Annotated in this window: 18 protein-coding genes; 2 read left to right on the top strand and 16 right to left on the bottom strand. The window is 42.1% G+C overall.

Features of this window, described 5'->3' with window-relative positions; all coding sequences use genetic code 11:
- Position 1 precedes the first annotated feature (1 nt).
- The gene (locus ACTB00_RS07340) at positions 2-568 is read left to right on the top strand and encodes a c-type cytochrome (RefSeq protein ID WP_463299260.1); all 567 of its coding nucleotides are present in this window, start codon (positions 2-4) and stop codon (positions 566-568) included.
- A 153-nt stretch (positions 569-721) separates the two neighbouring features.
- Positions 722-1,195, top strand: a complete 474-nt coding sequence (locus tag ACTB00_RS07335; RefSeq protein WP_463299259.1) for an FKBP-type peptidyl-prolyl cis-trans isomerase — start codon at positions 722-724, stop codon at positions 1,193-1,195.
- A 77-nt stretch (positions 1,196-1,272) separates the two neighbouring features.
- On the opposite strand, the gene ACTB00_RS07330 is transcribed toward ACTB00_RS07335, so the two are convergent.
- The 16 genes from ACTB00_RS07330 to ccoS form a co-directional block, all read right to left on the bottom strand.
- Positions 1,273-1,659, bottom strand: coding sequence for a carboxypeptidase-like regulatory domain-containing protein (locus tag ACTB00_RS07330; RefSeq protein WP_463299258.1), 387 nt, complete (start codon positions 1,657-1,659; stop codon positions 1,273-1,275).
- A 232-nt stretch (positions 1,660-1,891) separates the two neighbouring features.
- Positions 1,892-2,731 carry an SDR family oxidoreductase gene (locus ACTB00_RS07325; RefSeq protein WP_463299257.1) on the bottom strand — a complete coding sequence of 280 codons (840 nt, stop codon included), beginning with the start codon at positions 2,729-2,731 and terminating at the stop codon, positions 1,892-1,894.
- Positions 2,732-2,737: 6 nt separating this feature from the next.
- Entirely contained in the window at positions 2,738-3,040 is a 303-nt protein-coding gene (locus ACTB00_RS07320) for a heavy-metal-associated domain-containing protein (RefSeq protein ID WP_463299256.1), read from the bottom strand.
- 105 nt (positions 3,041-3,145) lie between these two features.
- Positions 3,146-4,021: a protoheme IX farnesyltransferase gene (locus tag ACTB00_RS07315; protein WP_463299255.1), complete on the bottom strand. Its 876-nt coding sequence runs from the start codon at positions 4,019-4,021 to the stop codon at positions 3,146-3,148.
- 1 nt (position 4,022) lies between these two features.
- Entirely contained in the window at positions 4,023-4,967 is a 945-nt protein-coding gene (gene coxB / locus ACTB00_RS07310; protein ID WP_463299254.1) for a cytochrome c oxidase subunit II, read from the bottom strand.
- Positions 4,968-4,973: 6 nt separating this feature from the next.
- Positions 4,974-5,258: a cytochrome C oxidase subunit IV family protein gene (locus tag ACTB00_RS07305; protein ID WP_159521921.1), complete on the bottom strand. Its 285-nt coding sequence runs from the start codon at positions 5,256-5,258 to the stop codon at positions 4,974-4,976.
- Between the two features lie 10 nt (positions 5,259-5,268).
- Positions 5,269-5,886, bottom strand: a complete 618-nt coding sequence (locus ACTB00_RS07300) for a cytochrome c oxidase subunit 3 family protein (protein WP_159521919.1) — start codon at positions 5,884-5,886, stop codon at positions 5,269-5,271.
- An 11-nt stretch (positions 5,887-5,897) separates the two neighbouring features.
- Positions 5,898-7,514: a cytochrome c oxidase subunit I gene (locus ACTB00_RS07295; protein ID WP_463299253.1), complete on the bottom strand. Its 1,617-nt coding sequence runs from the start codon at positions 7,512-7,514 to the stop codon at positions 5,898-5,900.
- 15 nt (positions 7,515-7,529) lie between these two features.
- The gene (locus ACTB00_RS07290) at positions 7,530-8,327 is read right to left on the bottom strand and encodes an SCO family protein (RefSeq protein WP_463299252.1); all 798 of its coding nucleotides are present in this window, start codon (positions 8,325-8,327) and stop codon (positions 7,530-7,532) included.
- 223 nt (positions 8,328-8,550) lie between these two features.
- Positions 8,551-9,273, bottom strand: a complete 723-nt coding sequence (locus ACTB00_RS07285; protein WP_463299251.1) for a sulfite exporter TauE/SafE family protein — start codon at positions 9,271-9,273, stop codon at positions 8,551-8,553.
- A complete protein-coding gene (locus ACTB00_RS07280; RefSeq protein ID WP_463299250.1) occupies positions 9,270-9,719 on the bottom strand; it encodes a FixH family protein in 450 nt (149 codons plus the stop codon). The genes ACTB00_RS07285 and ACTB00_RS07280 overlap by 4 nt, the downstream gene beginning before the upstream one ends.
- 85 nt (positions 9,720-9,804) lie before the next feature.
- The gene (ccoG, locus tag ACTB00_RS07275; RefSeq protein ID WP_463299249.1) at positions 9,805-11,214 is read right to left on the bottom strand and encodes a cytochrome c oxidase accessory protein CcoG; all 1,410 of its coding nucleotides are present in this window, start codon (positions 11,212-11,214) and stop codon (positions 9,805-9,807) included.
- Positions 11,215-11,236: 22 nt separating this feature from the next.
- Positions 11,237-11,872: a cbb3-type cytochrome c oxidase N-terminal domain-containing protein gene (locus ACTB00_RS07270; protein WP_463299248.1), complete on the bottom strand. Its 636-nt coding sequence runs from the start codon at positions 11,870-11,872 to the stop codon at positions 11,237-11,239.
- A gap of 17 nt (positions 11,873-11,889) precedes the next feature.
- Positions 11,890-12,069 (bottom strand): CcoQ/FixQ family Cbb3-type cytochrome c oxidase assembly chaperone, encoded by a 180-nt coding sequence (locus ACTB00_RS07265; protein WP_159521905.1) that lies wholly within the window; start codon positions 12,067-12,069, stop codon positions 11,890-11,892.
- Positions 12,070-12,071: 2 nt separating this feature from the next.
- Complete coding sequence (gene ccoN, locus ACTB00_RS07260; RefSeq protein WP_463299247.1) at positions 12,072-14,222, bottom strand: cytochrome-c oxidase, cbb3-type subunit I; 2,151 nt, start codon at positions 14,220-14,222, stop codon at positions 12,072-12,074.
- Positions 14,223-14,226: 4 nt separating this feature from the next.
- Positions 14,227-14,436 (bottom strand): cbb3-type cytochrome oxidase assembly protein CcoS, encoded by a 210-nt coding sequence (gene ccoS, locus ACTB00_RS07255; RefSeq protein WP_463299246.1) that lies wholly within the window; start codon positions 14,434-14,436, stop codon positions 14,227-14,229.
- Positions 14,437-14,524 lie beyond the last annotated feature (88 nt).

Below are 14,524 nucleotides of genomic sequence, written 5' to 3'. Positions count from 1 at the left end.
TATGAGAAAATCTGTGAACCTATATCTGTTGCTTTTTGTCGTGGCTTTAACTGCGGCATGCACTCGTGATAAAAACCAGCCGGGGCGGACATATTTTCCTGATATGGCTTATTCTCCGGCTTACAAAACCTATTCGGAAAATCCAGTCTTTGAAGATGGGAAGACCATGCGTTTGCCGGCAGAAGGGACTATTCCACGAGGGTTTAAGCCATATCCGTTTGAGGGGAGGTCAATGCAAGAACAAGTAAAAGCAGGCCAGCAACTTGAGAATCCACTAAGTGCTACGCCTGAGGTATTGGATGAAGGAAAGCGCCAATATGAGATTTTCTGTATTAGTTGCCATGGAGAGATTGGCGATGGAAACGGGCACTTGTTTACGAGTAAAATGTTTCCGGCCAAACCCCGTTCATTAATTGACGATTATTTGAAACAAAAACCCGATGGTGAAATTTTTCATGTGATTACAAAGGGCTCTTTTTCAGGATTGATGGGGCCTCATGGAGGACAGATCAGTCCCGAGAACAGATGGAAGATTGTTCACTATGTACGAAGTTTAGCAAAAAAATAGTACTTCAGTTAGGGGGTGATTTTCGAATACCCTATTCTCATAGCATCGAGATAAAAATGTATTGATTAGAGATTCGAGGGAGTTTATGAATCTTTTATTATCCGGGGAATATTCGCGTGAAACCGGTAAATGGAATCTAAAAATTGTTGTCTTTTGAAAATCAAAATAAATACGATTGCTTCCGTTCAATATACGGTTGCTGATGCAGCAGATAAAAAAATACTTCAGCAGGTTTCTGCAGATGAAGCGCAGGAATTCTTATTCGGATATCAACTGTTGTTGGAAGTGTTCGAACAAAATCTACAAGGCTTGTCAGCCGGGGAGAATTTTTATTTTCAGGCAACACAAGACGAAGCCTACGGCCCAATTGATCCCAAAGCAATCATCGATTTACCGGTGACCACATTTGCTGAAGAAGATGGGCGAATTGATGATGAGGTGGTTCAGGTTGGCCATGTTTTTCCAATGGCTGACAACCAGGGAAATCAGCTTTTAGGCAAAATTGTAGGCCGGAAAAATGATCAGGTAACCATGGATTTTAATCATCCAATGGCTGGCAAAGATTTAATCTTTTCGGGTATAGTAATCAGCGTCAGGGAAGCACTTCCTGATGAAATTCCTGACTAGAGAGACTTTTTGGGAACACCGTGATATCTTGATTTTAATGCCGTTGTCTACCACTAAAGTTGAATGATTCCGGAAGCTTACTTATCGTCTTTCTTCGTCAAAAATAGAAAACTGGTTTGTTTTCGCTCCTTACTTTTTTCGGTTTTCAGATAGATTTCCTTTACTTCTTGCGAAGCACTCAACAATGGAGTAATCTTTAGTAAATATGGTTGGTAGCCGTCACAACGGATGATAACATTAATGCTATCACCCGGAAGGTTCCAGAGGCGGAATTCTCCATTTTCGTTGGTTATGGTGCCAATACCGAGTTGATTTTCTTCAAGACAAACATTGACCCCGTAAAGAGGTTTATGCGTTTGGTTGTCCATCACCTTGCCGTAAACGTTGGATGTTTGTGCTTTGCCTGCTGTAGCTATCAGGCTTGAAATCATCAATAAGTTAAATAAGATAAGTGGTGCTTTCATACGTTGATGTTTTAAAAGGTACGTACGAAACTCACTTTAATGTTTTCATTTCTGCTTTTTGTTTTCTGAAAAATTAATCGAATGAAATTTTAAAGTTTGTTTCCTGATTTGTTTCTATTGTTAATGACAAACAGATTAACCAAATGGTTGCTTTCCAATTCTTAATAATTGTAAAAAAAAGAAGGATTTCATTTTTTGAAACCCTTCTCCGTATTATTGGAACTAAATATTATTATAGCTTTTCTCTTATAAACTGATCAATCCCCGATTGAGGTTCGCCTAGAATATGCCAGGTTTTTTCAGCCACCAGTTGCTCTTTAAAGTTCTCGTAATATTCCATTAAAGCCTTAAATTTTCCAGCGTCTTCATTAATCGGTATTTGTTTAATGTTTAATGTCTTGTTAGTCAGTTGGATATATTTTTCTCCTGCTTCAGTAAAAGTCAGTGCATCTTTTCCTTGCACCGGAAATTCCTGGTTAAACGACGACTTATTATCAATTGCATTCGCAATCAGATCTGCAAAATCATTGGTGTTAGTCCAGTAAAGCGGAAACTCATCTTTACCATAAACGATAAAATTACCATCGTTTACAAACCAAGGCAGAGCATTTACAAACCAGGTCGGATGTAATATCGTGTAATTGATTCCGGATTTCTTAATTAATTGATGACTTTTTATCCTTATTTCGTTTGGTTGAAATTTTTCACCCTGTAGGTTAAACTCTGGATGAAGAGCGCCGATAGCTGAAATTTTAATAATGTGCTTTAGTGGTGTTCCCAACGCTGCACTCAACAGGTTTTTGACACCATCAATCTCTGCTTGAAAGCCGTTCGACGATGGGTGCGTGGATAAATTCAGGTAAAGCGTTTCGGTACCCTGTAAAGCACTGTTTAACGAATCAATATCTTTCAAGTCAGCAACAAGTAATTCAACATCAGGAGAAAGGACTTGTCTCGCTTTCTCAATGTCACGAACAATAGCTGTTACAGCTATCCCATTTTCAAGTAAGCGATTGATAACTGGGATCGCCAGTTTTCCGGTAGCTCCAATTACGCTAATTTTTTTTCGCATGTTTATTTATTGAATTACGTGATAGCCTCTTTTTTCAATTGCCGCAATAATCTCTTTGGCATCAGTTTCTGCCGGATTGTAAATAACATGTGCTGTGGAATCTTCGTGGTTGGCTTCAACCAGTGTGATTCCGTTTAGTTCGTTTACGCCTTTTTGAATCGACATTTCGCAGTGGTCGCATGTCATTCCTTCAACATGATAAACAAGGTCAATCTCTGCAACAGTTTCTTTGTTGGGTGTTGTCGATTTTTTTTGATTGCAGGCTATGGTAAAAAGACTAAGCACGATAAAAAGCAAGCTTGTTTTCATGTGCTTTTTTAATTCAGTTAGAAACATTATTGATTTTTTCTGCATGACTAGAGTATTAATAAATCCAAATATGTTGATGTAACGTCTGGGTTTTTTGTTTGTTCATTAACGAAAAAGAATGCTGTCGACGATTATAGCAATCATCATAAAAAGATATAGAAAATTTAGTTTGAAGAAGGTGCCTCGTACCTGAAGGTTGTGTTTTAAAAGAAGCTGGGAACTGGTGGAAATCAGCACATAGAAGATGTACGTCAATAAAATGATGATTACAACTTTGCTGATCATGATTTTGAAGGCGATGATCAATGCGGCTGCAATGGTCGATAAAATCCAGGTATAGCTTAGGCGTTTGATCTGGTTTTCGCTAAATATATCTGTCAAACTAGGATATCCGACCAGTTTGTATTCTTTTCCAAACATCAGCAGCAGCAACCAGAAATGAGGGATTTGGCCGATAAAAAAGAAAACAGCTACCCAGAAGATAATCGGGCTAAACAGGTCGCCCCCGGTAGCCAGCCAGCCAATATAAGGAGGTAAGGCACCGACCAATGAGCCCGGCACAACAGCAAAAGCGGTGTATTTTTTAAGTGGAGTGTAAAAGCCGTTGTACGAAATGAGTGTGACTGTGCTTGCGATAAGTGCTGCTGGCGGAAAATGAATGGTTAAAATTGCTGCGCCGGATATAAAATAAAGTAAGACGACTAACGAGGCGAGTAAAGGCGAAATTTTTCCTGAAGGAATTGGCCTGTTTTGTGTGCGTGGCATTTTCTTATCAATCTTGTGCTCTTGCAAGTGATTGATTGCTCCAGAGCTACATGAAATTAAAAATACACCAATGCCCAAGTAAAGGCCTTCAAGGCCAATGGTTCCCATTTGAAGGGCGTAACCGGTGAGGGATGATAAAGCAACGGGCAAAGAAATCCGAGCTTTGCCCAGCTGCAGAATAATTTGAAAATAGGAGCCAATGGTTTGACGCCTCATACTATTGAAGAGTTTTCAGATATTCAGTAATTTTGGCAATGTCGTCGTCACTCAACTGGCCTCTGTAACTTTGCATCAATCCCTGGTTAAAACCATCAACAACATCAGCACCCGGCTCATAAATCGATCGTTTGATGTATTCATCATCAACGGTCACGGTGCGCTCGCTGCCGTCTGTTTTTACCGTCACTTCATGGCCATAGATTCCTTTAAAGGAAGGACCAATAATTTTTGATCCATCGGTTGAGTGACAAGCAAAACATCCGATGTTGGTCATAATTCGTTTTCCTGCAGCTGCAGGCGAGGTAACTTCAGCGCTGGCTACTTGTTGGGTTGTGTCGGTATACCATTTATTAAAATCTTCCTGAGGCATTACTTTCACCCAATTATACATGTAGGAGTGCTGTAATCCACAGTACTCCGTACAAAAGAGCTCATAAATACCTTCGTTGGTTGGTGTAAACCACATGAATTTTTCGCTTCCTGGCACCACGTCCTCTTTCACCCTAAACGCTGGAATGTAAACCGAGTGGATAACGTCCATCGATCGAAGGTTTAACTTAACAGGCTGGTCTTTTGGAACAAACAAGGTGTCAGTTCGTCTGCCGTTGTCATATTCGAACGTAAAGTTCCACATGCGGCCAACGACGGTAATTTCAAAACTATCATCCGGAGCCGTTTTCATGGGTTTCCACCCTGCCCATCCGTAGTAAAACATGATAAGCACCAAAATTGTGGGAATGATGGTCCAAATAAATTCTAACCAGTTGCTTCCTTTAATTTGGACAGCCTTTGGATGTCGTTTTCTATTGTATTTGAATATAAAGTAGATCATGACTGCTGTGAGGCCTATCAAAAAGAAAAAGCTTACAGCAAGGATGAAAATGAATGCCCGATCAACGCCGGCAACAAAATTAGAGGCTTGTGGTGATGCTAAAATATACATAGTTTCTTATCTGAAATAGTAGTCAAAAAACGTAACTAGAACGACAGCAATAAATAACAAAATAACCAATCCAACCATAATTTGGATGTAGGCTTTGTCAAATTTCAGGTGCATGAAATAGACCAGTACCAAACTCGACTTGATTGAGGCAAGCAATAGTGCTCCGGCAACAGTGAATGCTCCTAGTTCGATATTTGTTATCGCTATTGACAGAAACGTCAATAACAACAAGAGCAGCAAAATAATCGCATAAATTCTGTACGGAACGATATGATGTTTTTCATTCTCCATGATTCAGTTGTTAGGTGATTAAGTAAAATAAAGGGAAAAGGAAAATCCAAATTAAATCGACCAGATGCCAGTACAATCCGGCATTTTCCAATAGCGATGGGCGATCGGCGTGTACGGTGCCTTTTTGCACCCGCGCCAAGGCAAATCCCATAATGACTAATCCCGCTATAATGTGCAGGGCATGCAGTCCGGTCATGACGAAGTATAATCCAAAGAATAATACTTCACCTTGGCTCATCTCCGCCTTCATAAATTCCGATCCCGGGAAAATACCGTGATCAAATTTCACACCCCACTCAAAGTATTTGTTCACCAGGAAAATTAACGCCAACATGAAGGTAATTTCCAACAATACAATGGTGGTTGCTTTTTGCTTTTTCTGAAGAGCCGTTGTTGACATGGCAATGGTCATACTACTGATCAGCAGAATAACGGTGTTTAAAGCGCCAACAGTTGTGTTTAGCTCTTCGGCAGCCAAGTGAAATGCATCAGGATTCATGTACCGGTAAACCGAATAGACAATGAAAAGTCCTCCAAAAAGAAGCAATTCAGTAAAAATGAAGAGCCACATCCCGATTTTCGATCCCTCCGGGTCATAGTGCTCATCATGGTGAATAACTTGTGACATAGGTATAGCGTTTATTGATATTCGTATGGTCCGTCGTTTTCTTTATACTCAGGGATTTCATCAAAATTTTCAAGAGGTGGTGGGGAAGGGACAGTCCATTCCAGTGTTTTTCCATTCCACGGGTTTGCTTCTGCAATCGGTCCGTTTTTGGCTGACCGGAATAAGTTAATAATCACAATAATCAATCCCAGAGTCATGACCCACGAGCCCAATGTTGATAGAATATTGGCGGCATGAAATTCTTCCATATAATCGTAATAACGGCGTGGCATACCTTGCATACCCAAATAGAACATGGGAGAATATAAGGCGAGAAAACCGATGGTGAAAATTAGCCATCCAATATTAGCCCAGGTTGTATCATACATGCGGCCAAACATTTTTGGAAACCAGTAGTGGATCGCTGCAAAAAAAGAGAATCCAACCCCGCCAAACACGATGAAGTGGAAGTGCCCAACCACAAATGCGGTATCGTGTAGGTAAACGTTGGTAGCCAATGCACCAACAACCAGCCCCGACAATCCGCCAATCAGGAAAACAAAGATGAATGATGCGGCCCAGTAAAACGGAGTCTGCACATTGATTGATCCTTTGTACATCGTCGAAATCCAGTTGAATACTTTAATGGCACTTGGGATGGCAACCAAAAAGGTTAAGATGGAGAACGTATATTGTGCCGTTCCGCTCATCCCTGATGTAAACATGTGGTGTCCCCAAACAAAATAACCCACAAATGCGATGGCAAGAGTAGAAACGACAAGGACTTTATAACCGAATATATGTTTCTGAGAGAAAGTTGGAATAATTTCAGAAATAGCACCCATAGCAGGTAGAATCATTACATAAACTGCTGGATGCGAATAGATCCAGAACAGGTGCTGATACAAGATTGGGTCTCCTCCCAGGGCGGGATCAAAAACACCGATGCCGAAAATACGTTCGAGGGCAACCAATACCAGGGTAATTCCTACGATAGGAGTTGCTAACAACTGAATCCAGGCTGTTCCATAAAGTGACCAGGGGAACAGTGGCATCTTGGTCCATGTCATACCGGGGGCGCGCATACGATGCATGGTAACAATGAAATTCAGCCCTGTCAGTATCGATGAAAAACCCAGTACAAAAGCTCCAAATATAGCGGGGAGCATGTTGGCCCCGGTTTTAAAACTGTAGGGAGCGTAAAAGGTCCAGCCGGTGTCAGGCGATCCATCACCAAACAAGACGGAGGTGATGACCAGAAAAGCTCCGGCAATATAAACCCACCACGACAATAGATTCAATTTAGGGAAAGCCACATCTTTGGCTCCAATCATAATGGGAAGCATAAAGTTACCAAATACTGCAGGTAGTCCCGGAATCACAATCATAAAAATCATGATAACACCGTGAACCGTAAAGACAGCGTTGTAGTCTTTGGCTTCCATGATGGTTTTGCCTGGAGCAATCAGCTCAAACTTCATGGCTAATCCCAACGTAACTCCAACTAAAAACAAGGTCATCATAGAATACAGGTAGAGCAGGCCAATACGCTTGTGGTCGGTAGAAAAAATCCACGCCTTAAGCCCTTTATGCTTGCCTTTGTATTCCAAATAACTTACATCAGTGGGGATTTTAGAACTTGTTTGCATATAAATGTTCGTTTGTTAAACTTTTTTTCGTTTAGGTTTAAATACTAAATACAGGAAAATAAACAATGCAAAAAATAAAATGATTGACCCTGCAACTTTCGTGACATTTAAAACATAGGTTTGTCCTTCAGGATCATATGAATAGCAAAACTGTAATATCTTATTAATTGTAGGACCTGACTGTCCTTTGTTTGCTTCGATAACGGCCATTTTAAATTCAAAAGGAAGAAAATAGATCCCATTTAAATAGCGGGTAATTTTTCCGTCGGGACTAATTACCATGACTGATGCTGCGTGCGTAAAATCGTTGCCCACTCTTTTATATTTAAAACCGACTGCATTTGTTGCTTTGGCAATACTTGCACTGTCTGATATGTAAAAATGCCAACCTTTGGCAATGGACTCTTTCTTGTTAACCAAATTAAGGTAGTTCGTTTTTTTGCGCTGTGCCAAATCAAGCGTTTCTGTAGGATCAAAACTTATAGTAAGAACCTGATAGTCTTCATTGGGTTTTAAGTCCGATCGATCCATTACTTCAGCTAATCCTTCCATTAATGGGCTACAAATTCCGGGGCAGCGGTAATAAACGAAATTGAGTATAGTGGGTTTATCAATTAAATCTGACAATAATACACGTTGTGAATCAATTCCAGTTATATAAATACCATCTGGCAAATATTCGTCCAAATGCTCAACAACCCCAATTTCAGGATCTTTTGATGATTCGTCGTTGAAAATTGTTTTTTGTCCAAATGAACTGAGCTGGAACAGTGAAATAAATAAAAATACTAATAGTTTGGGCGTTAGTCTCATATGTTTTGAACTTGTGATTCTTGATTTCTTTTGCAAACAAGATATAGATCCACTTTTTCATCATAAGAAACCCAGAACCACCATCGAATGTTTATAAAAAATAGCATAAAAGCGATATTTTTTTTGAGGCACTGATGTACACGTGCTTTATTGAGCTGAATATAGCGTATTTATTGGGTTTCTGTTCAATTTTAATTTCGGAAATAAACATCTTTTATCTGATTTAGTGACAACAACTTTCTTCCATGGTTCGTTCCACCGGAGCCAGTTTTTCTGCTTTTGGACTGATATACGGAATTCCGAGCGACAAGCCACGCAGGATAAAAAGGATGCCCAGCAAAACAACAAAATAAGGAACAACCCGACGCATGGCCGTACGTAAGCTCGAGCTGATCATATTGCCGGTTAGTGAAATCATTAACATCATGGGAATGGTTCCTAAGCCAAATAGAATCATGAACAGAGCTCCGGAAAGAACATGGTTGGTATTGATAGCTCCTGCAATGGCCACGTAAACGAGTCCACAAGGCAGCAGTCCGTTGAGCAAGCCAATGGTGAACAGCGATTGGTGCGAATGGTCGGAAAACAGCTTGCGCAAGCGTGAAATTAACCGTCCGGCATAGCCTGTAAATAAAGCACCGAGGCTTATTCGCTGCTTGAAAAAATAAGGGAAAAGCACCGTCAGAATCATGCTCACTCCAAGTAGTATGGAGGTCCATTGTTGAAAACCTGCCAGATGAATTCCTGCGCCAAGCAAACCAAACAGCAAACCGAGCACGGCGTAGGTTAGCGTACGGCCAATGTTATAGAGCAAACCACCGGCTATTTTTGCTCCCGCACTGTGGCTCTTCAAGGGCAAGGCTACTGCTATGGGACCGCACATGCCGACGCAGTGAAAACTTCCGACTAGTCCGATCGTTAATGGCGCAATGAAATCAAAGATCATGGTAGTTGCATTTCAAGTTCCTGATAATAAGGTTTCTCATTCGAAGTCCAGTCCAGCTTGACCGTATAGCGTCCTTTGGGCAGATTTTTTACTGAGATAGATTGGCTCAAGCCTGCATTTAGTAAGATAGGCAGTTTTATGTCATTTTTTTCACTCACCGGGCTGTAGATGTGAATGGTTCCTTTCAGTTGTTCCTTTTTGAACAGTTCTGGAAAATCGATTTGGATTGCTTTGTCAGATTGAGTGAGCTTGACTGGTACGGCCAGTTTGGTAACGTTGTTTATTTTGTCAATTTGACTTTGATAATTCACCGATTTCTGGTAATAATCCTTTTCAACCAAATAGAAATCTTGCCTTAGTGCGATGGAGACCAGAAAAAGCATTCCTGAGATCATGATCAGCAGTGCAATGACAATGCCTGTTCCCCAGTTTATTTTTAATTTCATCGTTGTACTTTTTATCCGTGAGTACTTTGTTAACTTTCATCCGTATCGAAAAGGCATCGAAAAAAAATCAGCAGCTTTTTGTGTGCTAATAGTCCAGCGAGTTCGGGCCAACAAAGCTCGAACTGATTTCGTCTACCAATTCACCGTTTTCGTATACTCCAATACGCAGATGGGTATTGGATTTTGTGAGTTGATCTTTTTTTAAGATGATTAGCAAATTGCGTTTGGCAATGGTTCCCACTTTGAGATTGAGCTCGTCACCCATCATCCTGATTTGTCCTTCGGGTTCCAGTAATTTTAGTTCTGCATCCACCGGCTCATTGGTTTTATTTACCATTTGCAGATTATACAAATTACTGTATGAATCGGCACCATACTCTTGAAACATACTTCCTTGTGCGCGAATGAGCGTGGTTTCAATATCGCCACGGTTTATAAACGAATAGCTGGCGATACCCACCAGCAATATCAAAACTACAGAATAAGCAATTGCCCGCGCATTTAAGAGTTGTTTTTTCCCTTTCAGAATTGAGTTTTCAGAAGCATAACGGATCAGGCCTTTGGGTTTGTTTACGGTATACATTACCGAGTTACAGGCATCAATGCAGGCCGTACAGTTTATGCATTCCATTTGCGTGCCGTTCCGAATGTCGATTCCGGTAGGACAAACATCCACGCAGCGTTTGCAGTCAATGCAGTCGCCTTTTTCTTCGTTTCGGCCCCGGCCGCGTGGTTCGCCACGCACATAGTCATAGGCCACTACGATGGAATCGTTGTCGAGCATTACGCCCTGAAGTCTTCCGTAAGGGCAAACCAGTGTGCAAACCTGCTCGCGGAACCAACCAAACACAAAATAGTGCATGCCGGTAAAAGCCAGTACGACGAGCAGGGCAGAGAAATTGGCGGTGGGCCAGTTCGACAGAAAAACCTGCACTTCGGAAAAGCCAATGAGATAGGACCAGAAGGTGAGAATGGTCCAAAATGAAATAGACAGAAAAAGCACGTGTTTAACGATCCGTTTCAAAAATTTTTCTACGTTCATTTCCTGCTGAGCCAGAACTTGTTGTTTGCGACGGTCGCCATCAATCAGATACTCAATTGGGCGGTACAAAAATTCCATGAACACCGTTTGCGGGCAGGTCCATCCGCAAAAAATGCGCCCGTAAACAACGGTAAATAAGATGATAAAAACCAAGAGCGCAATGACCGGAAAAATCAACAAGTGAAGATCCTGTGGATAAAACGTATTTCCAAAGAACACGAACTTTCGTCCAACAAAATTCAGAAAAAGAAGTGGTTCTCCTCCCATTTTTAGGTGCGGAGCCAAATAGAAAAACAGCAGTAGCGAGTACGCAACAACCCGCCGATAGTTGTACAACTTGCCTTTCGGCATCTTGGGGAAAAGCCAAACTCGTTGTCCTTCGTTGTCAATGGTAGCCATGTGATCGCGAAAGCTAGCTTTTTGATTGGCGGTGTGTTTTGCTGTGTTGTCCATAGTTTGCCTTTATGAAAGTCGGTTAACTTGGCGTGTCTCCTTCAGACTCCGGATCATATTTTTCTCCTTCAGGGGCTTTTTGGTTTGGAGGATTGGTACCCTGCAAACTCTTGATGTAGGTGATCACATCCTGAATTTGCCTTTCAGAGAGTATGTTCTTGTAGGAGATCATGCCTTTTTCAATCACCCCGGTAACAATTGTTTGGTGCATGTCCTCGCGTGATCCACCGTGAATCCAGTATTCATCGGTGAAGTTGGGGCCAACTAAACCTTCGCCGAATTTACCATGACAAACCGAGCATATTTTTGAGAAAGTCGCTTCTCCGCTAGCCATAATTTCCTCTTGGGTTCGTTCAACCGGAGCTGCTTGTTCTTCTTCCGCCGCTGCTTCTTCCTCCTCCGTGTAGGCGGCCATTTCTTTTTGATATTCTTTAGCCTGAATTACACGCTCGTCTTCAAAAACAAAAACCAAGGTGAGGTAAGCGGCCGAAAAAACAATACTCGCATAAAACAAGTATTTCAGCCAGGGCGGAAGCTTGTTGTCCAATTCGCGGATTCCATCAAATTCATGTCCTTCGAGTAACTGGTCATTGGTTACCTCGTCTATTTCGGGTTGAGATTGATGCTGTTCGTGTTTTTTTTCTTCTTTTGTGCTCATAGGATTTCTATTTTAGGCTACTCCTGGTTTGTTCTAAATTCATCTTCCAGCGGAATTTCACTCAGTCTTCTCACCCGGCTTTTATCCATTCGGATGGTGTGCACAGTGACCAGAATGAAAAATACAAAAAAGATCAGAAAGCCGACAATGGCATAAAGTTCCACACCAATGATACTTTGCAAATGTTCTTTGATCATGTTTATTCCTCCTCTTCTTCAACTTGTGGTTTCATAATATCCGTACCCAGGCGTTGTATGTAGGCAATCAGCGCAATAATTTCCTTGGTACTTTCGGTCTCAATTCCGGCTTCACGCAGGTTCTGGGCAATCTCTTCGGCTTGTTTCAGCAGATCTTCGTTGGCTTTGTGCTCATAGTTGTCGGGATAGGGGACTCCCAGTTTTTTCATGGCTCTGATCTTTGGCGCGGTCGACTTCAGGTTGATGTCTTTCTCTGCCAGCCACGGATATTTGGGCATGATGGAGCCTTCATTCATCTTTTGCGGATCAATGAAGTGATTGTAATGCCAGGCATTGGGTTTGTATAGCGGTCCGGTTTTTACACCCTCACGCGCCAAATCCGGACCTGTCCGTTTGGAGCCAAACTGGAATGGATGATCGTAAATAAATTCACCTGCTTTCGAATATTCGCCGTAGCGTTCCGTTTCGGACCGGAATGGCCGGATCATTTGTGAGTGGCAATTGTAACATCCCTCGCGAACATAAATATCACGACCTTGTAACTCAAGCGGGGTGTAAGGTTGTACACTCGAAATAATAGGTACGTTCGAGTTGATCAGGTAAGTCGGGATAATTTCAAAGATTCCACCAATTAAAATGGCAATCGTTGCAAAAATCAGGAAGCGGATGGGTTTGCGTTCCAAAAATCCGTGCCAGCTTTCCGAGTTCGTTTTCACAGCGGATTGAGCGTGTAATGCAGGAGCTTCCACTTCTTCCACTGCTACGAGTTTTCCTTGTTTTGCTGTTTTAACAACGTTGAACACCAGCATGAGCATACCGACGACATACAGAAAGCCTCCAAAAGCACGGGTCGCGTACATCGGAATGAGCTGGCTAACTGTTTCCAGGAAGTTGGGGTAAGCCAGATAACCTTCCGGAGTGAATTCTTTCCACATCAGCGCCTGCGTAATTCCGCCAATGTAAAGCGGAACGGCATAAAATATAATGGCCAGCGTGGAGATCCAGAAATGTGCATTAGCCAGTTTGACAGAGTAGAGTTTGGTATTGTAAATTCGTGGTACCAGCCAGTAGAGCATTCCAAAGGTGAGCATGCCATTCCAGCCCAAAGCGCCAATGTGTACGTGTCCAACGGTCCAGTCAGTGAAATGGCTGATGGCATTTACAGTTTTCAGCGAAAGCATGGGGCCCTCAAAAGTAGCCATGCCGTAAGCTGTAATTCCAACCACAAACATCTTCAAAACCGGGTCTCTCCGCACTTTGTCCCACGCTCCGCGCAGGGTTAATAAGCCGTTAATCATACCACCCCAGCTGGGTGCGATCAGCATAATGGAGAAGGTGGTTCCCAGTGCTTGCAGCCAGTCGGGCAGCGAGCTGTACAGCAAGTGGTGCGGTCCGGCCCAGATGTATATGAAGATCAACGACCAAAAGTGGACAATCGATAATTTGTAAGAGTAGATCGGCCGGTTGGCTGCCTTCGGAACAAAATAATACATCAGCCCAAGAAAGGGAGTGGTGAGAAAGAACGCCACGGCATTGTGCCCATACCACCATTGCACCAGCGCATCCTGAATACCAGCATACACCGGATAACTTTTCATCAAGCTATATGGAATTTCGATGGAGTTGACAATGTGAAGTACGGCAACGGTTACCCAAGTGGCAATGTAGAACCAGATCGCTACATAGATATGGCTCACCCGGCGTTGTAAAATGGTGCCAAATATGTTGATTCCGAAAATCACCCAAATCACGGTTATGGCAATATCAAGTGGCCATTCCAGTTCGGCGTATTCTTTTCCCGAGGTGTAGCCCGCAAGCAAGGTGACAGCGGCGGCAACAATGATTAACTGCCAGCCCCAAAAATGAATCTTGCCCAACAGCTTGCTATACATGCTTGTTTTTAGCAAACGCGGCATGGAATAATAAACAGCCGTGAAGATGGCATTTCCAACAAAGGCAAAAATAACCGCGTTGGTATGTACGGGTCTGGTTCTTCCAAAGGTGGTATATTCCAGGCTGAAATTCATTTCAGGAATAAAAATTTGCAAGGCTACCAGTAAGCCTACCAACATTCCTACAACTCCCCACACAATCGTTGCCACGGCAAAATCCCGTGTAATCCTGTTGTCGTAGGTGAACTTCTGTAATTCCATATAGCTATGATTTAATAGATTGCTTTTCCTGTGGCTTGTCTTTTTGCAAGTCACTTTGGTTTTCTTTCGAAGAAACCGGATCATCGAATAAAATGCGGACAGATGGGGTGTAAGAATCATCAAATTGACCGCTGCGAACGGCCCAGATAAACGCAACAAGAAAAACGGATGCCACTAATATTCCAATAATAATCAATACAAATACAACGGACATATTTTTCTGTTTTAGTTTAAGATTCAGTTTTTTTCTTCAACTTGCTTGTATATTGCGGGTCACAACATTTATTCACAAATCAACTTCA

Source organism: Sunxiuqinia sp., from assembly GCF_055140945.1.
The sequence above is the reverse complement of the archived record's forward strand: the minus strand, read 5'-3'. Positions and strand labels throughout refer to the sequence as shown.